The sequence below is a fragment of the Methylobacterium sp. Leaf456 genome (genome assembly GCF_001425465.1).
Classification (GTDB): domain Bacteria; phylum Pseudomonadota; class Alphaproteobacteria; order Rhizobiales; family Beijerinckiaceae; genus Methylobacterium.
In genome coordinates this window covers 363,531-383,566 of record NZ_LMQV01000002.1, presented here as the reverse complement: position 1 = coordinate 383,566, position 20,036 = coordinate 363,531, and the positions used below count along the sequence as shown (strand labels likewise).

At 66.2% G+C, this 20,036-nt stretch carries 14 protein-coding genes; 9 read left to right on the top strand and 5 right to left on the bottom strand.

Features of this window, described 5'->3' with window-relative positions:
* Nucleotides 1–42: 42 nt before the first annotated feature.
* Entirely contained in the window at nucleotides 43–2,190 is a 2,148-nt protein-coding gene (locus ASG52_RS03885) for a patatin-like phospholipase family protein (protein ID WP_162249965.1), read from the top strand.
* Between the two features lie 7 nt (nucleotides 2,191–2,197).
* Here the strand turns inward: ASG52_RS03885 and ASG52_RS03880 are convergent, their stop codons facing one another.
* Nucleotides 2,198–2,614, bottom strand: a complete 417-nt coding sequence (locus ASG52_RS03880) for an NADH:ubiquinone oxidoreductase subunit NDUFA12 (protein ID WP_056239233.1) — start codon at nucleotides 2,612–2,614, stop codon at nucleotides 2,198–2,200.
* 495 nt (nucleotides 2,615–3,109) lie between these two features.
* Here ASG52_RS03880 and ASG52_RS03875 point away from each other — a divergent pair, with 495 nt between their 5' ends.
* From ASG52_RS03875 to ASG52_RS03840, 8 genes are all read left to right on the top strand, one after another.
* Nucleotides 3,110–6,841: a vitamin B12-dependent ribonucleotide reductase gene (locus ASG52_RS03875; protein WP_056239231.1), complete on the top strand. Its 3,732-nt coding sequence runs from the start codon at nucleotides 3,110–3,112 to the stop codon at nucleotides 6,839–6,841.
* A 771-nt stretch (nucleotides 6,842–7,612) separates the two neighbouring features.
* Complete coding sequence (locus ASG52_RS03870; RefSeq protein ID WP_156383770.1) at nucleotides 7,613–8,269, top strand: RNA polymerase sigma factor; 657 nt, start codon at nucleotides 7,613–7,615, stop codon at nucleotides 8,267–8,269.
* Nucleotides 8,266–8,865, top strand: coding sequence for a helix-turn-helix domain-containing protein (locus ASG52_RS26860; protein WP_156383769.1), 600 nt, complete (start codon nucleotides 8,266–8,268; stop codon nucleotides 8,863–8,865). The genes ASG52_RS03870 and ASG52_RS26860 overlap by 4 nt, the downstream gene beginning before the upstream one ends.
* A gap of 2 nt (nucleotides 8,866–8,867) precedes the next feature.
* Nucleotides 8,868–12,230 (top strand): UvrD-helicase domain-containing protein, encoded by a 3,363-nt coding sequence (locus ASG52_RS03860; protein ID WP_082552325.1) that lies wholly within the window; start codon nucleotides 8,868–8,870, stop codon nucleotides 12,228–12,230.
* A gap of 108 nt (nucleotides 12,231–12,338) precedes the next feature.
* Nucleotides 12,339–13,037, top strand: coding sequence for a multiubiquitin domain-containing protein (locus ASG52_RS03855; RefSeq protein WP_056239224.1), 699 nt, complete (start codon nucleotides 12,339–12,341; stop codon nucleotides 13,035–13,037).
* Nucleotides 13,034–13,654, top strand: a complete 621-nt coding sequence (locus tag ASG52_RS03850; protein ID WP_056239221.1) for a putative metal-binding protein — start codon at nucleotides 13,034–13,036, stop codon at nucleotides 13,652–13,654. The genes ASG52_RS03855 and ASG52_RS03850 overlap by 4 nt, the downstream gene beginning before the upstream one ends.
* A gap of 65 nt (nucleotides 13,655–13,719) precedes the next feature.
* On the top strand, nucleotides 13,720–14,139 hold the full coding sequence (locus ASG52_RS03845) for a Mov34/MPN/PAD-1 family protein (protein WP_286158930.1): 420 nt from the start codon (nucleotides 13,720–13,722) through the stop codon (nucleotides 14,137–14,139).
* Between the two features lie 2 nt (nucleotides 14,140–14,141).
* Entirely contained in the window at nucleotides 14,142–15,686 is a 1,545-nt protein-coding gene (locus ASG52_RS03840; RefSeq protein WP_056239216.1) for an E2 ligase fold family C protein, read from the top strand.
* 72 nt (nucleotides 15,687–15,758) lie between these two features.
* Here ASG52_RS03840 and ASG52_RS03835 read toward each other — a convergent pair whose 3' ends face one another.
* From ASG52_RS03835 to ASG52_RS03820, 4 genes are all read right to left on the bottom strand, one after another.
* Nucleotides 15,759–16,181, bottom strand: coding sequence for a hypothetical protein (locus ASG52_RS03835; protein WP_056239214.1), 423 nt, complete (start codon nucleotides 16,179–16,181; stop codon nucleotides 15,759–15,761).
* A gap of 115 nt (nucleotides 16,182–16,296) precedes the next feature.
* Nucleotides 16,297–16,869, bottom strand: coding sequence for a helix-turn-helix domain-containing protein (locus ASG52_RS03830; protein ID WP_056239212.1), 573 nt, complete (start codon nucleotides 16,867–16,869; stop codon nucleotides 16,297–16,299).
* 121 nt (nucleotides 16,870–16,990) lie between these two features.
* A complete protein-coding gene (locus ASG52_RS03825) occupies nucleotides 16,991–17,818 on the bottom strand; it encodes a hypothetical protein (protein ID WP_056239209.1) in 828 nt (275 codons plus the stop codon).
* 15 nt (nucleotides 17,819–17,833) lie between these two features.
* Entirely contained in the window at nucleotides 17,834–19,684 is a 1,851-nt protein-coding gene (locus tag ASG52_RS03820) for a DUF262 domain-containing protein (protein WP_162249964.1), read from the bottom strand.
* Nucleotides 19,685–20,036 lie beyond the last annotated feature (352 nt).

The window sequence follows — 20,036 nt, the reverse complement described above, 5'->3', positions numbered from 1 at the left end:
CATTATAAACGAAAATTATTTTGCCAGTCTATTGGACGAATCATGAACGATAGCATTGAAAATTCCACTGGGGCCGTGCCCCGATCCGGGAAGCCCGATTTCGAGATCGGCCTAGCGCTCGCAGGAGCCATTTCGGCCGGCGCCTATACGGCGGGCGTCATCGACTTTCTCGCACAAGCCTTGAACGAGTGGGAGAAGGGGCGATCGAAAGACGCTCCGTCCCATCGTGTGAAGATGCGAACGATCGCGGGCGCGTCGGCCGGCGCGATCACGGGGGCACTCGGCATCGTCGCGCTCAAGCGAGGACTCTCGCCCGAGGCGTTGTCGGAGGCCGAGATCGGAGAGGCGGACTATACGTCCAAGGCTCCGCCGCAGAGGATCCGCTGCGTGCTTCCAAGCTTGCACAAGGCGTGGGTCGAGCAGCCGCGCATGGTCGCCGAAGCCGGGAGCAAGGCCAAGGATCTCCTCGGCAGCGACGATTTGGCCGAGATGCGTCGCGTGCTCTCTCTCCTGAATGCCAAGCTAGTCGACGACATCGAGAACGATGCCCTCGCCTGCCCACCCTTCGCGTCTGTCCCGGAGGACCAACCGGATCACCTCAAGATCTGCCCGGGACCGTTCCCGTTCCTCGCGGCGACGATGCACATCTTCATGACCGTGACCAATTTGCGCGGCATTCCGTTCAATCTCTTCTTCGGCCAAGCACGATACGGGATGCTTACTCACGGCGACCGCCTGCACTACCAAATCGAGAATATCGGCGCCCCTCTTACTCAGAACACGCGTTGGGACACAAAGCAATTCCTGCAGCTCGACCAAAAGATAACGCTCGATGCGAACACGCTTCCGTCGCGCCTCGGCGCGGAGGTGCCGCCGGACTGGAAGTCGTACGGCAACAGCGCCCTCGCCTCGGCCGCGTTTCCCGGCGGACTGGCCCCACGACTGATCGACACACCGTTCTCGCAATATATTGCGCGACAATATCCGATGCCGGTGCAATACGGCACGATCAAAGCAAACTTTCCTTCGGCTTGCGATCTCAAGAAGAGCTTCCGGTTCCTCTCCATCGATGGCGGAGTCGTCAACAACAGCCCGTTCGATTTCGTCGAGGCGGCCCTGTGGGATTTCGACGAACCGCGTGAGGCCAGCCGGTCCGCGGATCGGGCGGTCCTCATGGTGGCGCCGTTTCCCGAGCCGCCCACGTTTCTCGATCAGGGGCAGCCGGAGGCCGAACTCGGAGCGGTCGTCAAGGCGCTGCTGCCGACCTTGCTCAACCAAGCCCGGTTCCGATCCTCGGAACTCGGGCGCGCACTGGACAGCCAGGACCGCAGCCGGTTCCTGATCTCGCCGGTCCGTTCGCTGAAGGAAGGCGAGACGGAGACCTATCCGATCGCCTGCGGCCTGCTGGGTGGGTTCGGCGGCTTTCTCCACGAGCCGTTCCGCGCGCACGACTATCAACTTGGGCGCAGGAACTGTCAGCATTTCCTGGCCACCGTCTTCAGCCTCCCGCCGCAGAGCCCGAGCATCAAGGGCGAGGGGCAGGTCAACACCAAACACCGGGGCGATTGCTACGACTCGCCCGGGGAAGTGCTGATCATCCCGCTCCTTGGCGAGGCCGCTCGCGAGGTCGGCCTGCCTCCCTGGCCGCAGATCACGGGCAAGGATCTCCAGACCCTGTTACGGCGCATCCAGAAGCGGCTTCGCACGATACAAGGGCCGCTGATCGAAGCCCAGATCGGTAAATCGGTCGTCCAGCTCGTAGCGAACATCCTGCTCAATGCCAGCAGCGGCCGAATCCTTCGGTTCATTGAGACGAAGATTCTCGCCGACCTCGTTCGGCGCAACCAGATCGTCGGCTGGGAGCTACCAGCCGAGTTGCTCGCCGCGGACACCTCTGGCCGGGTGGCGATCAAGGCGGACGATGCCCGCGCCGTCCTGGCCCAGCTGATCCTCAGCGGAAAGGACGGCGCGACGGCGCAGGAGATCGCGCCTGCGATCCATATCGACGAACCAATCGTCCGGTTGACGCTCGCCCGCTTGACGAATCTTCCGGTGGACCGGACGCAGGCTGTCCTACGGAACGGCGAGCGCTACAGCCTCCAGATGTTCATCCCCACCGGTCTCCGCGCGCTACCGCTGGTGGGGAAGTACCTCGAGCATTATCGCCCGCAGCCCTTCCGCTACACCTGAGGCCTGCTCACTCCCCGGGCGTCCACGGCACGTAGTCGCCGGTCGCGGCGGGGCGCGCGCCCCAGGAGAGCTGCGAGCCCTTCGGCCGGTAGGCGGCGGCCGTGCCGGTCAGGTTCTCCTCGTGGGGCTTCTGCCACTCGCGCGGGCGGTAATCCTCCTCGCTCGGGGGAGTGTCGCCGTTGTGGCAGAGCCATGCGCGCCAGCCGGGGGGCACGCGGGAGGCGTCGGCATAGCCGTTATAGACCACCCAGCGCCGCTCCGGGCCGACCGAGCGGTCGATCAGCGGACCCAGCGCCTTGTAGTACTTATTGCCGAGTTCGTCCGTGCCGACGAACTGCCCGCTGCGCGCGGTGATGAGCGCGAGCGACACCGTCTGCCCGTTCCACCACGTGAAGATGCGCAGCAACGTGTCCTTGAGGGCCATGGTTCCTCCCGGCGCGCAGGCCGGCTCGTTCACGATGCGCGCGTTATGCGGCAGCCCGCACGCGCCGTCCAGCGAGACCGCGCCTCTGTCGCATTTTCGGCACGCCGCCCGGAGTTCCGAACGCCCGTTTACCATGCCATCGGCCGAGCCGGCGCGGTTGCCTGTGAATCCAAAATTTTTCGCAGGCGAATCCGAGAGGCCGAAACGGCACTTAGCGGAACGGCCGCGATATCCACAGGATTATGCCGCCAACCACTACATCTAGCGCGGAACACGGGTAGCCGGCACTAGTTATTGACGTCAGAGGCAGCCGGGCCTTAAGGTTCGGGCATCGCTTCGGACGGGTCGGCGCCGGGTCCAAAACCCGGTTCGCGCACCGGTCGAACGGTTTCGTGCGAGGGTCACGCGGCCGGAGCGGACATTCTGCTTTCCATCCTGACACGGTGCGGCACCTCCCGCACCGGGCGCTTCCACGCGTCTCACGGGGAAATGTTCATGCGTTTCGAGCGGCGCTACACCACGGCCGGCCAGTCCCCCTACGCTTCCATCGCGTTCCGCGAGGCGGTAAGCGAAATCCGCAACCCCGACGGCTCGGTGGTCTTCCGGCTCGCCGGCATCTCCGTGCCGGAGAGCTGGAGCCAGGTCGCCGCCGACGTGCTGGCGCAGAAGTATTTTCGCAAGGCCGGCGTCCCGGCCCGCCTGAAAAGGATCGAGGAGAACAGCGTTCCCTCGTTCCTGTGGCGCTCGGTGCCCGACGAAGCCGCGCTCGCCGCGCTGCCCGAGGACGAGCGTTACGTCTCCGAGATTTCGTCCACCCAGGTGTTCGACCGGCTCGCCGGCTGCTGGACCTATTGGGGCTGGAAGGGCGGCTATTTCTCCTCGGAAGAGGACGCCTCGGCGTTCCAGGACGAGCTGCGCTTCATGCTGGCGCGCCAGATGGTGGCGCCGAACTCGCCGCAATGGTTCAACACCGGCCTGCACTGGGCCTACGGCATCGATGGCCCGAGCCAGGGCCACTATTACTGCGACTACCGGACCGGCGAACTGGTGAAGTCCGCCTCGTCCTACGAGCACCCGCAGCCGCATGCCTGCTTCATCCAGGGCGTGCAGGACGACCTCGTCAACGAGGGCGGCATCATGGACCTGTGGGTCCGCGAGGCGCGGCTGTTCAAGTACGGCTCCGGCACCGGCTCGAACTTCTCGATGCTGCGCGCCGAGAACGAGAAGCTGGGCGGCGGCGGCAAGTCGTCGGGCCTGATGTCCTTCCTCAAGATCGGCGACCGGGCGGCGGGCGCGATCAAGTCCGGCGGCACCACGCGGCGCGCCGCCAAGATGGTGATCGTCGATATCGACCACCCGGACATCGAGGCCTTCATCGACTGGAAGGTGAAGGAGGAGCAGAAGGTCGCCGCCCTGGTGACCGGCTCCAAGGTCGTATCAAAACACCTCACCGCGGTGATGAAGGCCTGCACCCAGTGCGAGGCGGAGGGCGACGCCTGCTTCGATCCCGAGCGCAACCCGGCGCTCAAGCGCGAGATCAAGGCCGCCCGCAAGGCGATGGTGCCGGACGCCTACACCAAGCGCGTGGTGCAGTTCGCCAAGCAGGGCTTCACCAAGATCGAGTTCCCGGTCTACGATACCGACTGGGATTCGGAGGCCTACCTCACGGTGGCCGGCCAGAACTCCAACAACTCGGTCTCCTTGACCGACGAGTTCCTGCGCGCCGTCGCGGCCGACGAGGATTGGGCGCTGACCGCCCGCACCACCGGCAAGGTCACCAAGACCGTCAAGGCGCGCGAATTGTGGGAGAAGATCGGCGAGGCCGCCTGGGCCTCGGCCGATCCGGGCCTGCACTTCAACACGACGATGAACGACTGGCACACCTGCCCGACCGGCGGGCGGATCCGGGCCTCGAACCCGTGCTCCGAGTACATGTTCCTCGACGACACCGCCTGCAACCTGGCCTCGGCCAACCTGCTGACGATGTACGACCGCCAATCGAAGCACTTCGACGTCGAGGCGTTCGAGCACCTCAACCGCCTCTGGACGGTGGTGCTCGAAATCTCGGTGATGATGGCGCAGTTCCCCTCGAAGGAGATCGCCGAGCTTTCCTACAAGTACCGGACGCTCGGCCTCGGCTACGCCAACATCGGCGGCCTGCTGATGACCATGGGCCTGCCCTACGATTCCGAGAAGGGCCGTGCGCTCGCCGGCGCGCTCACCGCGATCATGACGGGCGTGGCCTACGCCACCTCGGCCGAGATGGCGGCCGAACTTGGCACCTTCTCGGAATACCCGCAGAACGCTGCTCACATGCTGCGGGTGATCCGCAACCACCGCCGCGCGGCCCACGGCGAGGTCCACGGCTACGAGGGCCTCAACGTCGCCCCCGTGCCACTCGACCTCGCCAACATCCCGCAGGCCGATCTCGGCGCCCACGCCAAGGCGGCCTGGGACCGGGCGCTGAGCCTCGGCGAGCAGCACGGCTACCGCAATGCGCAGGCCACCGTGATCGCGCCGACCGGCACGATCGGCCTCGTGATGGATTGCGACACCACCGGCATCGAGCCCGACTTCGCCCTGGTGAAGTTCAAGAAGCTCGCGGGCGGCGGCTACTTCAAGATCATCAACCAAGCCGCGCCCGACGCCCTGCGGGCGCTGGGCTATCGCGAGGCCGAGATCGCCGAGATCGAGGCCTACGCGGTGGGCCACGGCTCGATGGGTCAGGCGCCGGCGATCAACCCCGGTTCGCTTCGCGCCAAGGGCTTCACCGACGACAAGATCGCGGCGGTGGAAGCCGGCCTGAAGTCGGCCTTCGACATCAAGTTCGTGTTCAACCGCTGGAATCTGGGCGACGACTTCCTCACCCAGACCCTCAAGGTCCCGGCGGAGAAGCTCGCCGACCCGACCTTCGAACTGCTGCCGTTCCTCGGTTTCAGCAAGAAGGACATCGAGGCCGCCAACACCCATGTCTGCGGGGCGATGACGCTGGAGGGCGCGCCTCACCTCAAGCTCGAGCACTACGCGGTGTTCGATTGCGCCAACCCCTGTGGACGTACCGGCAAGCGCTACCTCTCGGTCGAGAGCCACATCCGCATGATGGCGGCGGCGCAGCCCTTCATCTCGGGGGCGATCTCCAAGACCATCAACATGCCCAACGACGCCACGGTGGACGACTGCAAGTCGGCCTACCTGATGTCCTGGCGCTTGGCGCTGAAGGCCAACGCGCTCTACCGCGACGGCTCGAAGCTGTCGCAGCCGCTCAACTCGGCGCTGATCGCCGACGACGAGGACGAGGCGGAGGAGACGCTCGAGGCGATCATCCAGGCGCCGGCCGCCGCCAAGGCGGCCATCGCGGCGGAAAAGATCGTCGAGCGCGTCATCGAGCGGATCGAGCGCATCCGCTCGCGTGAAAAAATGCCGGACCGGCGGAAGGGCTACACCCAGAAGGCGGTCGTCGGCGGGCACAAGGTCTATCTGCGCACCGGCGAGTACGAGGACGGGCGGCTCGGCGAGATCTTCATCGACATGCACAAGGAGGGCGCGACCTTCCGGAGCCTGATGAACAACTTCGCCATCGCGATCTCGCTGGGCCTCCAATACGGCGTGCCGCTGGAGGAATACGTCGAGGCCTTCACCTTTACCCGCTTCGAGCCGGCGGGCTTCGTGCAGGGCAACGACGCGATCAAGAACGCGACCTCGCTGCTCGACTACGTGTTCCGCGAACTGGCCGTGTCCTATCTCGGCCGCACCGACCTCGCCCACGTCAACCCGGCCGAGATCGGCGGCACGGTGCTCGGCGGCGGCGAGGGCGACACGACCCGCGAGACGACCAAGCCGGCGCCGGTCGCCTCCTCGGTGGTCTCCCGCGGTCTGCTGCGCGGCTCGGCCGACCGGCTCACCCTGATCCAGGGCGGTCCGTCCGGTTCGACCATCGGGGTCGGCGCGGCCTCGGCCGGCCAGACGACGCCGGCCGGCGGCGCGGTCCACGCGGTGCGCGGCGCGACCGCTCTCAAGGCGGAGCCGCAGGCACTGGGCCACATAGAGACCCTGCCCTTCGCCAAGCCGGAAGCGAAGGCCGAGCGCACCGTCGCGGATCGCCGCGCCGAGGCGAAGATGAAGGGCTATGTCGGCGAGGCCTGCCCGGAATGCGCGAACTTCACGCTGGTCCGCAACGGCACCTGCCTGAAATGCGACACCTGCGGCGGCACGACGGGCTGCTCGTAAACAGAAGCGCCTAACTGCAACGCAGAGGGGAGTTTTGTCCGGCGACAGATAGTTTTAGTCCTCGGACGCTAAGTTGGGGCTCGAACGAACCATAGTAGTAGCAAAGCGTGATGAAGCGTAGCCCATAAAATCGTCGTTTAGCCTGTAACCCAGCGTGATGCAGCCCATAAGCTCGTTGCGCTGGGTAAGCGAGAATAACCTGCGATTTCAACGCGATGGCTTCTTCAGGGCGAACGCTTTCCTGCCGTTTAGCCCATATACCTGTCGTACCGGTATAATTTTGCCCGTATAGGCGTCGCATGTGTAGCCATTACGAATACGTCAGATTGGCTATTCTTCCCTCATCTTAGCTACGATCACGGACCAATCTGACGATCTGCCTACGCAGAGCAGGCTAAGGCAGTACACCTACGCAGACCGGGCAGACCGCGCCCGGCCTGTATAAGACTTAACTGATGACGCGTAACGGCAGGCGACTCTTCCGGGTCGCCTGCCAAAAGGATTCGTCCAGCGAAAAGGATGAGACAGCCCGACGCGGCCGCGAAAGGCAAAACCGTGTTGCAACGACCGCGAGACACAACCGCGGTTCGAATGGGCGGGGATACAAATCCCGTCGGACCACCCTGTACTGGCCGGCGTTTCGGGCCGCTCGCTTTGGATCATGAAACCGAAGCTCTGCCGCTGCGGTGCGAGAATTTTTCTGCCCGCACTACCGGATCACAGCCGGCCCTCGCGCTCTGGGGGGCAGGCTCTCGCAGGATGAGGGCTCGTATGAACGCCAGCATTGGTGCCTCGCAGGAGCGACTGCGTGAGAAGTGGAAAGCCATCGTCGACGAGAATGGCTTGTCGGGACAGGATCCTCGGCAGATCGTGGCCGCGTGCCGCCAACTCTCTCCTGGTGGTAACGCACGTCTGTGCGGAGTCCTGGTCCAGCATCTCGCCGCGCGAGCTGATCGGATCGTGCACGCTATGTACGGGTATCGCCAACGGAACGACAGTGATGACCCTGTGGCCGAGGTCGTCGAGGATCTAATCGATGACATTCTCGATCTGCAATCCGCGGACGGTGCCGGGTTCGAAAAGTCCTTTAAGGGCAAACTGCGGCACCGTCTTATCGACAAGATTCGCAGGCGTAACGTTCGGCAGAACATCGAACAGCCTGCTCCATGCGATGCCAGCAATCAGCCGATCGAACCACCGGATGAATCGTCCCTGGGCCCGGAGGATCATGCCGTGATCGCAACCGTGCTCGGACAGCTTCCGGAGAAACACCGATTGGCCTACCAGCTCCATGAGGCTGGCTTCCCATACAGTTCGAAGACAGGAGCCAGCATCTCGTCGATGTTGAAGATCACGCCGAAGACGGCAGAGGATTGGGTCGATCGTGCTACGCAGCAGATCATGCAATTGCTGGGACAGCAGCCATGAGCGATGCGATCGAGCGACTGGAAGACGTGCTCATCCGCTTCCATGAAGCGGTTAATGCGATCACGCCCGGGATAATCGACGCCTGGATCTCAGATTACCCTCAGTATGCCGATGCCATTCGCGCTGAAGCGCTTGAAATCCTCAAGCTCCCCTATCATGGCGGAGCAACAGCAGCGGAGTATCAACCGCGAGACTATACCGCCAAGGTGCAGGCTGCTGTACGCCGTACGACCGAGCAGGATAGCAAGGCTGAGGTTCCGGATCTCCGGACGATGCTCGAACGACAAGACCTCGACGTTAGAACCTTCGCGGCCAAGCTTGGTATCGCGCGGTCGATCGTGTCGGATATCGGCACAGGCCAAATCGTCCCGTCAACGATCCCAGGGTGGTTCAAGCGCGCGGGAGCCGAATGTCTCGGATGCGCAATCGAATGGTTCGAGGCCATCCTAGAGAACTCGCGACCACGCGCACTGACGGCGGCATTCAAAGCGTCCGAACCGCCGACGACGGGTCGGGCCCGAACATGGGACGAAGCGATTCGCGCGTCCAGCATGTCCGAGGATCGCAAGGCATTCTGGCTAACCGGTAGGGGGTAGGCGTGGACGCTTGGCGCGGCATCCGGGTCATTGCGCGACGCGTACACGCTGAAGCTGCCGCACGGGCCGTCGACGGAACAGGAGCAGCTCTCGTCGCAGCGGCTCTGCAGATCGCCGACCTTGAAGTTGACACGCTCGAACCCGGAACTGTGTACGGCCCAGAAGTCATTGGGGCGCTGGAGCGAGGTGACGGCTTCATTCGTCTTGCAGGGCATCTTGACGCCGGTCAAAGGACGATCGTCACCGCGCACGAGATTGGGCATTTCTATCTACATGACGAGCGCCAATCGCTCGTGCGCTCGACCGAGCCCGGTTTCGGCGGTCAGGCTTTTGAAATCGGCGCGGAACGGGTCGTCGCCTACTCGCCGCGCGAGCGGCGCGAAACACAGGCCGACGTGTTCGCACAGGAGTTCCTGCTGCCGGCCGACCTGCTGCGCCAGCGTTTGGTGCGTGATCGCCAGACGCCCTCGCAGATCGCGGGGGAGGTCGGGCTTCCACTGCCGTTCGTGACGATGCAGGCGATCCGCGCAATGCTTCTGCCGCCGCTGCCTGAGCTGGACGCGATCGAGGAGCCGCCGCCGGCGATCCCGCTCGACCCGGACCAGCGGACCGCCGCGGAATGGGACGAGCGGCCGCTCATCCTCGACGCCGGGCCGGGCACCGGCAAGACGCGCACGCTCGTGGGGCGGATCGAGTACCTCCTCGGCATCGGCGTTCAGCCGTGGGAGATCCTCGCGCTCACCTTCTCGAACAAGGCGGCTGCGGAGATGCGCGAGCGGGTCGAGCGCCTCGACGCGGCCGCGGCCGCGCAGATGTGGATCGGCACCTTCCACGCGTTCGGCTTGGAGATCCTGCGCCTGTATGCGGCGCAGGCGGGGCTGCGCACCGACTTCGACGTCCTCGACGAGGCGCACGGGCTTGGCCTGCTCGAAGATATACTGCCGGACCTCAAGCTCCGGCATTTTCAGAATCTGTGGGACCCGACGCTCGAGCTGCGCCCGATCCTCCGGGCGATCTCGCGCGCGAAGGACGAGATGGTCGGCCCGGCCGCGTACCTCGCGGCGGCCGAGGCGGCGCTGGCCGCGGCCGAGACACAGGAGGCCGTCGAGGCGGCTGAGAAGGCGGTCGAGGTCGGCGGCGTCTACACGGCGTACCAAGAGGGGCTCGATGCCAGGGGCGCGGTCGACTTCGGCGACCTCGTCGGCAAGGCGGCCAGGGTCCTCGCCGACCATGCAGGGGCGAGGGCGACCGTGCGGGACCGCCACCGGTGGATCCTCGTGGACGAGTACCAGGACGTGAACGCGGCCGGCACCGCGCTGCTGGACCAGATCGCGGTCGACGGGCGGCGCGTCTGGGCCGTGGCCGACCCGCGGCAATCGATCTACCGGTTCCGCGGCGCGGCCCCGGCCAACGCGGCTGGCTTCGCGTCCCGCTACCTGGACGGGCAGAGCCGTTCGCTCACCACGAACTACCGCTCGGGCGAGGCGGTGGTGAAGCTGTTCGAACACTACGGGCGGGACATCGCCGCGGCCCCCAAGCCACCGGTCGAATGGCATCCCCACCGGGGGGCGGCGGGGTACGTCGACCATCTGCAGGCCGAGGATCTGCGCTCGGAAGCCTACGCGGTGCGCGACCAGATCGAACGGTTCAAGGCCGAGGAAATCCCCTACGACCGGCAGGCCATCCTCGCGCGGACCCACCTGTGCCTCGCCCGGTTCGGCCGGCTGCTCCAAGAGTTCGACGTCCCGATCCTCTACCTCGGCGACCTGTTCGAGCGGCCGGAGATCCGGGACCTGCTCTCCGTCGTGTCGCTCGGGGCCGACGCGGACGCGGCCGGGCTGATCCGCGTGGCGCAGCTGCCGGAGTATGGCGCGACGCGCGCGGACGCGCTCGTAGCGATCCGGGAGGCGGACGCCGCGCGCGAGGATATCCTCGCGGTGTGCGCGCGGGCCGAGGCGATCGAGGGGTTCACGGATGCGGGGCGCGTGGGCCTAATTCGGCTGGCCGGTCAGCTCACCGGGGTCAACCGGGGTACGACGGCCTGGCGTATGCTTGTGGGCTACCTGTTCGAGGGTAGCGGCTATCTCCGGCGCTTCGTCGAAGACCCGAGCGTCCGGTCACAGCAGTGCCTCGTCGCGATCTACCAGCTGCTCAAGTTCGCCCGCGAGCACGCCGACGCCACCGGCGGGCGGGGCGGGCGGCGCGCGTTCTTGGAGCGGATCCGCCGCATCGAGCGCCTCGACGACGATCGCGCGTTCCGCGTCGTGCCGCCGGAGGCCGACGGAATCCCCGCGGTGCGCATGATGACTGTGCACGCGGCCAAGGGCTTGGAGTTTGCGGCCGTGCACCTGCCTCAAGTGGCCACGCGCTACGTGCCGGGCAAACGCCAGAGTGTGCGCTGCCCCGCCCCGCCCGGAATGGAGCATCTCGCGATTGGTCCGACTGACCACGACGCCGAAGAGGAGTGCCTCTTCTTCGTCGCCCTGTCGCGGGCGCGGGACGTCCTCTCGATTACCAGCGCCAAGCGCTATACGGCGAAGGCGACCTGCAACCCGTCGAAGTACCTCAAGGGCCTCGGGGCGCGGCTGCCGAAGCCCCGGCCCGCGCCGACGGTCGCCCCGGGGACGCGGCCGGTCGAGGTTGTGGCCGTCGTACCCGTGGACGCCCACGACGGGCGCGACCTGCTGATCTGGACGAAGTGCCCGGCGCGCTACCGCTACGAGGTGCTGGATGACCTCGGCGACCGGAGCGCGGCCGGGGCCTACCTCGCGTTCCACCGGTGCGTGCGGGCGACCATCGACTGGATCTCCACCCAGCAAGCCGGAGGCGAGGCCGTGGATCCGGCCGCGGCTCGCCAGCGCCTCACCGAGGTCTGGGCCGAGCACGGGCCCGTCGACCACGGGTTCGAGCCGGTCTACCGCGCCGCCGCCGAGACCATGGTCGAGAATGCCGTCGCGCTGCTCGACGACGGCGGTCGGGCCGTAGACCGACGGTGGCACGCCGCCACCGCAGGCGGCACGATCGGCGTGCGCGCGGACCGCGTCGTGGAACGCCCAGACGGGAGCATCGTAGCGCAGGTCTACCGGACGGGACGCAAGTCGAAGAGCGAGGCACAGAAAGCGATCTGGGAGCTCCTGGGCGAGGCACTCCGTCAGGCTCACCCCGACCGCACGGTCAGGCTGCAGGCGGTCTACCCGGCCACCCCCGAGGCGGTGGACATCGACCCGGACCAGGGCGGCGCGGGCCTCGCCGCGTACGCCGATGCCATCGCCGGGATTGAGGCCGGTCGCTTCCCGCCGACCCCATCGGGGGACTGTCCCACCTGCCGGTTCTACTTCGTCTGCACCGCCGAAGATTCTTTTTAGCTCGACTACCGAATCGCCGTCCCCGGCCGCGCTGGAGGGATCAGAAGGGCGGCCGCGGGGCCGCCCACGGGCGGCGAGAGTGCGATGCACGGACACGGAGAGGACCGCGTGGCGGTCCAGATCGGCGACGAGAACCTGAACTTCACCGAGGTCCACCTCACGGACCCGGTACCCACGGGGCGGCAGATCATCAGGGCGGCAGGCAAGCACCCCGTCGACGACTACGCCGCCCTCGCCCTGTTGCCGGACAACGCGCTGGAGCCGCTGCGGCTCGACGAGACCTTCGACCTGCGCCACCACGGTGTCGAGCGGTTCCTGGTTTGCCGCAGCGACACCCTCTACCGCTTCTTCATCGACGGGCAGGACCAGGAATGGCCGGTCCGCCGGATCACGGGCGTCGTCCTGAAGAAGCTCGCCAGCGTCGATCCCGCCGCCTTCGATGTGTACCTCGTCCTGCCCGGGGCCGACGACGTCCGCGTGGCCGATCACGAGATGTTCGACCTCGCGCGGGAGGGGGTTGAGCACTTTCAAACGGTCAAGCGGCGGCCCCCCGCCGCCCGCGACATCACTCTCAAGGTGGTCGTCAACGGTACCGAGATCGCGCTCAAGGTCCGCCCGGACACCCCGCTCGCGCAGGTCCGCACCGAGGCGCTGCGGAAGTCCGAGAACGTCGGGCGGCCCGAGGACGAGTGGCAGCTGAAGGATGAGCAGGGCACCCCGTACGACCTGACGCAGACCGTCGCTGGCGTCGGGCTGCACGATGGCGACCTCGTGTGGTTGAGCCTCAAGGCGGGGGTCGCCGGGTGAGCGGCCCGCAGACCGTCGACCCTGCGGTCTCCCGCGCGAAGTTCGCGCGGGAGGTCACCGCCTATCGGGCCCTGGAGGGGACCTACCGCAAGCGCGGCCAGATCCTCCTCGACGCCGAGTTCCCCGAGGTGTGCGTGATGTTCGCGGCCCCCAAGCTGCGCCCGTCGCCCATCGTCGCCTGCGTGGTCGTCGATTTCACCGATTACGACGTCCGGCCGCTTTCGGTGCGCTTCGTCGACCCTTTCACCCGCGCGCCGATCAAGGCGAGCGAGCTCAACATCAACATGCTGCGCCGGCCACCGATGCCGCCGGGGATGCCAAAGGAGATGTACCTCCAGCTCATCCAGATGGGGCAGATGCCGGCGACGGACTTAATGCAGTTCAACTCGCCCGACGACCCGCCATTCCTGTGCCTGCCCCGCGTCCGGGAATACCACGACAACCCCGCGCACACAGGTGACGCATGGCTTCTGCACCGCCGCTCTGGCGAAGGCTCCTTGGCCTTCATCCTCGACACGATCTGGAGCCACGGGGTCAACCCGATCGAGCACTACCAGCTGGTCGCGCAGATGCCGGCGATCGGCATGGGGTTGAACCTCGAACGCGTCCCGGAGTGAGCGGGCTCGCGGCGGTGCGGTCGGTCTCGCTCCCCCGGGCGTGCGCGGACGCAGCCCAGGAGCATATGCGCTCGGTCGGCCGCGCCGGCCATGAAGGGCTGGCGCTCTGGGTCGGCCGTCAGGACGGTGAGCGGTTCGCGGTCGAGCAGACCTGGGTCCCCGCCCAGCGCCACGTCCGCACCGACGACGGCGTCTGCGTCTGCATCGGACCGGACGAACTCCACCGCATCAACGTCCGGCTCCACCGCGAGAAGCTCACGCTCTTTGGGCAGGTCCACAGCCACCCCGGCCGGGCCTATCATTCGGACACCGACGACGCCTTCGCGATCGCCACGGCGGTCGGCAGCCTGTCGCTCGTCGTGCCCGACTACGCGGCCCGCCCGTTCGCGCTCGCCGACACCGCCGCCTACCGGCTCGACGCCCGCGCCCATTGGGTGCGGGTCCCCGCCGGCACACTGTCGCGACTCATCACGATCATAGGTTGACGATGGCCCTCGCGAACTTCTTCGACCGCGCCGCAACCGCCGCGTCGCAGATCCTGGCCGACTTCGGTACGGCCGCCTTCTCGGGGCGGCTGCAGGCGCAGGTCGTCGGACTCGCCTTCGACGGGGAGGCCGCGCATTCGGCGGAAGGCGCGGCCCTGCTCGACCTCACGGTCCGCTTGCTCGCCCGCCTGTACCCGACCCTCGCGATCCACGCCCTCGACGGCCCAGCCGCCGAACGTGCCGTCGAGCTGTGCGGCTTGGCCCGAGCGATCAACCCAGCCATCGATCTGGGGGGCGACGTCAGGCGGGCGAGCGTCGCCGTCTGCGTCGGCCGCACCGGGGTGGAAATCCCGGGGCGGACGCTCTTTGCTGGATCTCACGGCTGGATCGCGCGATTCTCCCCCGCGGGGCCGGTCGGGTGCGGGCCGAGCGCCAACCCGTTCGGTGCGGGGGGCGCGGCCTGCATCGCGGCCGCGAACGTGTTTCGGGCCGTGGTCGCCGACCAGATCCCGGGCGGGGGCCTTGACGGAGAGGTCGCCCTCGACCTGCGCAGCTATCGCCCGGCCGCACAGGGGGCCGCGGGCGGCGAGGTTGGCCCCGTCGACTTGGGCGAGGTGCATCTCGTCGGCCTTGGGGCCATCGGGAACGGTGCAGTTTGGGGGCTCGCCCGCCTGCCCGCCCTGGCCGGAACGCTGCACCTAGTCGACCACGAGGCCGTCGACCTGTCGAATTTGCAGCGCTACGCGATGGCGGCGCAGGTCGACGTCGATCGTGCGAAGGTCGAGGTTGCTGCCACCCTGCTGGCCGGGACCGGGCTGCGCGTTGCACGCCACCGCGCGACGTGGGCCGAGTATCTCGCCGCGCGGGACGACTGGCGGCTGGATCGGGTTGCCGTCGCCCTGGACACGGCGCGCGACCGCGTCGCGGTCCAGGGTGCCCTCCCCCGATGGATCGTCAACGCCTGGACCCAGGAGGGCGACCTCGGTGTCTCACGGCACGGGTTCGCGGACGGCAAGCCCTGCCTCGCCTGCCTCTATCTCCCCGCCGGCGCGGTGAAGGACGAGGACGATCGCATCGCTGAGGAACTGGGTATGCCCGAGGCGCAGCCGGAGGTGCGGCGGATGCTGCAGACTTCGGAACCGGTCCCCGCCGCGTTCGTCGAGCGGATCGCCGCCGCGCTGGGCGTTCCAGCCGAGCCCCTGCGACCCTTCGCGGGGCAGCCCCTGCGGAGCTTTTATCAGCACGCCGTGTGCGGGGGCATCGTCTTCCAGCTGACCGATGGCGGACAGCCGGTCGGAGCCACCGTCCCGATGGCGTTTCAGTCGGCGCTCGCCGGCGTTATGCTTGCCGCCGACCTCGTGAGGCACGCCCGGGGGGAACCGGACGCGCCGACGTCCGTCACACGCATCAACTTGCTGCGACCGCTCGGCACCCACCTCGCCGATCCCCACGCGCGCGACACGACGGGCCGCTGCATCTGCGGGGATGCTGACTTCGTCGCTGCTTATAAGGCCAAGTACTCATCTGCCCACCGTTCGGCGGGGTGAGTCTACCGGTGGAGGTCGTGCGGGCGTTGCCGGACGAAACGAGCCGGGCTCAAAGCTGCCGCGGAGACGCGATCACGTGTACGGGCTGAACATGGACCGCTGCACGGCGGGTAGGATCACATCGCCCCAGTCGCAGTCCAGGCTCCGCAGCCTCTCCTTACCGTCGGAGGTGTAGATTTGCACCTCTTTCGCCGCGCGCAACCCGATGAGGGCGTCGGAGACGCGCGCGACCGTTGCGGGCGTCGTGTCGCAGATCTCGGTGAACAGGGTACCAACCGTGACGCCGCCGTCCGCAACCCGGTGCTTGTCGAAGATGCGGTGCGGCAACTCCGCCATGAGGGCGGACTTCGAGCGCGCACTCGCGTCGTCGAACAGAAAGTCTGGCGGGAGCTGACCGATAGGTCGCCCGGGGTCGTGGCACAGCATCTGCGTGCTGGCGCGGCCGTGATGGATGAAGTGGTTTGTCAGTTGCCAGTCTTGACCGACGCGTCCCACCCCGCCCGCGATCTCGGAGAGACGCGGTGATCCCAACCGAAGTATGCCGGCTGTATGCGCGGAGCGGGAATAGGCGGCATACACATGGACAGTAGAGCCGTCAAAGCTGTAGATCTTACGTATCCTCTTGGATATCGCTTCGCTTAAACGCTTCAGCTCCGCGCTTGTTGAGTACGTTGTGCGACCCGAGAAATCTAATCAATAGCATCTCGATCTTGCTGCACATATTGATATCGTTTATCTCAATGTACCGGGCTTTGGTAACGATTGGGTCTCGAAACCAAAATCTGTCCTTGTGCTGCTCAAGACGCTTCCTGATGGTCTGTTTAACCGCCTTGCCAACATATACTGGGCGATCGAAGGTATCGTATAAGACATATATCCCCTTCGTCTCTGGGGCGTCGCCCGTATCATGAGGATTAAACTCCTCGAGGTTGCCCATCCCGACGATGTTGGTCTCTGATTCAATCGTCTCGACGATCTCCTTCTCTGGTTTTGCTTTGAGCGCCTTCTCGATGCTGTCTCGGGTCGCTTGCCTGGGATTCTGCGTCTTTCCGGAGACGATGAGGTAGATGCCTTGCGGGCTCACCCCGCTTTCATCGGCCAGCGCGAGTTGCGTTATCCCCTTGGCTTCGAGTTGGTCGGTCAGCCACTCGCCGTATGTTTGCTCTTTCTTCTTTCTCACCACGCCGAGCCCCCCTCTTCAAATCGATTTTTAGTCCCATGTGAGCGCGATGTGATTTGACTTCTTCGTCGCCGGTGCTCAGGCACCTGGATCAGGACGCTTGCGATGGTCGCTCGCCCCTCCGTCAGGACCACGAGTCCGACTGCAGATGGCGCGTCCCGAGCATGTACACGCCGCTGTGCGCGTCGATGAGGCCCCAGCTTGGCAGACCGGCGCACAATTCCTGCAAGAGGCTGTTGTTGACGTACAGCGCGCCGGGCTCGAAAGCCTGATCGTCGAGCTCGGTCGAGGCCGGGCTGTTCCTCAAAACGCCGGCCTTGTGCAGCATCTGCAGCCCCCGGAAGATCGGTCCGCCGGGCGGCAGCATCGGCTTCGGCTCGACCTGAGAGGCCGCCAAGCCGGGTTGGGCGAACAGAGCAACCATGAACATCGCCGTCGCGTTCCAACTGCCGATGTAGCGCGGTCGATCCGGCCCCGTCAGGATCGGTGCGAACCAGCGCTGCTGGGCCGTCGCGAGGCGATCGAGGGTCGTCGGCAGCGCGTCCGGTAGCAGCACCCGCCCGAACAGGTTGTGCGCGCCGCGGAGCGACTGCTCGATCGGCGTAGGCCCGCGCTCCATGTGGAACGTCTTCGCGGCAGCGAGGTCGCCGTCGTTCCAGTGGCCGAGTACGCCCGCGACCGCCCCAGTGAAGTCGACGTCGAGCCGAGCAAGATGTCCCCAGGACAAACCGATGGCGAAACACACGTGCCAGGGGTTGGCTCTTGGATAGGCCGCCAGATGGGCCTGCGCTTCCCGGTGCGCGAGCAAGTTGAGGCTTTTTCCGCTGGCGCGGAGCAATTCCAAGACCTTGCCGCGGGGTGCGCCGCCCCGCGCGCAGCCGCCCGCCTCGCACAGGCGCAGGAACTCGCGCTGGGTCTCGTTGACCGGTCTGGGGAACCCCTTCGTGTTCATGACCGCCTCTCCCGATCACGCCGCTCCGGCCGGCGGTGCGGGCGGGGCCTGCCAGAGCTGAGCCGCGACTTTGAATAAAGACGTCCCGCGGGCCGTAATCGTCTCTTCATTCCAATCGGCGTGGTCGTGCAGCTCGCGGTTGAGAACGAGCGCCGATTGCGCCCGGATCGCTGGCATCTTCACCGAGAAAGCGCCGTTCGAGACGGCGGCATTCAGAGCGTGCGTGAGCAGCGTCAGATTGCCCAGCGTGTGGACTTTGCCCTCGCGAGCCGATTGTCGTGAGAGGTACTCGGCGCTCGGCGCGGCCTCGTCATCGTGACCGAACCCAGAGATCGGCCAGTGCGTCCGCCACTTCTGGGGCATGATGTGTTCCAACGTGAGATCGGTCTTGATCTCGACGATCTCCGAGGCATTCGCCCGCTTGCGTTCCTCGAGCCGCTCGAACAGGTGACGCAGCCTGCCCTGCCGCGCCGGCTTGTACTGCGTGCGAGAGCGCCAGGCATCGCCGAACTCGGCATCATCGGGCCAGCGAACCGTATCGAGGGTCCCCGCGGCCAGACCGTCCCGCAAGGTGCCTAGCAGAGCTTGGCGATTTACCGACCGCAGGCGTGAGATGAGGTCGGTGAAGACCTTGTTGTAGCCCGCCGTCGTCAGTCCGCAGATGTCGCGACGGACGATGAACGACTCGATGATGGCGAGTGCCGCACCCAGTTCGGCGGGGTCGTTGATCGTCGTGCCGAGGTAGAGGACCAGCGGCGTCGCCGTCGAGACGTCGAAAGCGCGCGAGAACCGGCCGAAGCGTCCGAGCACGTCCGTTTTGTCCTGAGCGGTCAGGCGACGAAAAACGGCTGCGCTGTCCGCGATCGACCTCAGCTCCGCCTCGACATCGCCGCCGAACGGCTTGTCGTCGATGATCCAGCGTCGATAGCTGTCGAACAACGTCTCCACCGAGACGAGCTCGGCCTTCATCATGGCGAGATGGTCGGAGAGGAGCCAATCTAAACGTGGGCGGGTCAGGCGACCGCGGGTGTCCCCCTCGCGCCAGAACCACGCGTCGAGGGGTAACCAGTACCGCCGATACAGGTTATCGACGATCAGATTGACACCCTCCAGGCCGAGCCCGGTGGCCCGCTGGAAAATGAAGTTGCGCATGAGGTCGCCGGCCGTGAGATCGACGCCCCGGCTGTTCAGCGTCTCGAAGATGGTTTGCGGATCGTCGCCACCTTCGAGCTCGATCGCGACGACCGCAAGGCCGGATTTTAAGGCCTCGAACAGCTTCTCGAGCTTGAACGCGTCGTAGATGCCGTCCGGAGCGACGTACGCCCTAATGCGATCGACGAAGTAGGCGTGCGCCGCCGTGGCCGGGCGAACCACGCCTTCCTCGACGTCCGCAACGTCGGCGTCCGGGAGGACGGCATCGACGTCGACGGCGGTCGCGAAAGCACGTCGATCCGACAGGGTCGGCCACAACTTGAAGCGTTCGACCTGTGGGTGTTCCATCACCCCGTCGTTCAACAGGTGCTTGCCCGCCTCGGCAGCGTACTCCGGGGAATACGCACGCGCCACATCGCGCAGTGCTATCATGAGCAACTGGAATGTAGTCAGCCTCTGCTGCCCGTCGATGACCTCGTAGGACGGGACTTGCCGCCCGAACGTTTTGACCTGAGCGATCACCATCGCGCCCATAAAGTGAGGCGCAACCGCGACGCCGCCCTTCTCCAGCCGCGCCGTCTCGCGCGCGATATCATGCCAAAGAAGCTCGAGCTGCGGTGAAACCTTCCAAGCGTACTGACGCTGGTACAGTGGGATGAGATAGCGCCGCTTGCCGTCGAACAGCTCGATGATGGTGCGCGTAAACGGCTTCATCCGGTTCCCCATGCGACCGCATTCGTGCTTCGCTCGACTGGCGATGGCGCGGCCTGCAACGTGTGACGATAGACAGAAGTGATCCCGTCGGCCACGCCATCGTCGGTCTCGGCGCACGACGCGACCCCGGTGTTGCGCGCTCGCAATTGCATGACCACGACGGCGGCCCGAAACTTCAGGTCGTCGTTGGGCTCACCCGCCACCCTCATGAGGTGGCATTTCGCTGCCACACAGGGATCCGGTGAGTGTCAGTTGTCTGGGACGGCATCACAGCACGGCAGGGTCTCTATGAGGACCATGCCGCTCGCCGGCACGCGCTTGCCGATGCCGCGAAGGGCTACGATTGGACGAG

Coding starts and splice junctions, on each gene's coding strand:
- ASG52_RS03885 (WP_162249965.1), top strand. CDS start 43: ATGAACGATAGCATTGAAAATTCCACTGGGGCCGTGCCCCGATCCGGG.
- ASG52_RS03880 (WP_056239233.1), bottom strand. CDS start 2,614: ATGGCCCTCAAGGACACGTTGCTGCGCATCTTCACGTGGTGGAACGGG.
- ASG52_RS03875 (WP_056239231.1), top strand. CDS start 3,110: ATGCGTTTCGAGCGGCGCTACACCACGGCCGGCCAGTCCCCCTACGCT.
- ASG52_RS03870 (WP_156383770.1), top strand. CDS start 7,613: ATGAACGCCAGCATTGGTGCCTCGCAGGAGCGACTGCGTGAGAAGTGG.
- ASG52_RS26860 (WP_156383769.1), top strand. CDS start 8,266: ATGAGCGATGCGATCGAGCGACTGGAAGACGTGCTCATCCGCTTCCAT.
- ASG52_RS03845 (WP_286158930.1), top strand. CDS start 13,720: ATGCGCTCGGTCGGCCGCGCCGGCCATGAAGGGCTGGCGCTCTGGGTC.
- ASG52_RS03840 (WP_056239216.1), top strand. CDS start 14,142: ATGGCCCTCGCGAACTTCTTCGACCGCGCCGCAACCGCCGCGTCGCAG.
- ASG52_RS03825 (WP_056239209.1), bottom strand. CDS start 17,818: ATGAACACGAAGGGGTTCCCCAGACCGGTCAACGAGACCCAGCGCGAG.
- ASG52_RS03820 (WP_162249964.1), bottom strand. CDS start 19,684: ATGAAGCCGTTTACGCGCACCATCATCGAGCTGTTCGACGGCAAGCGG.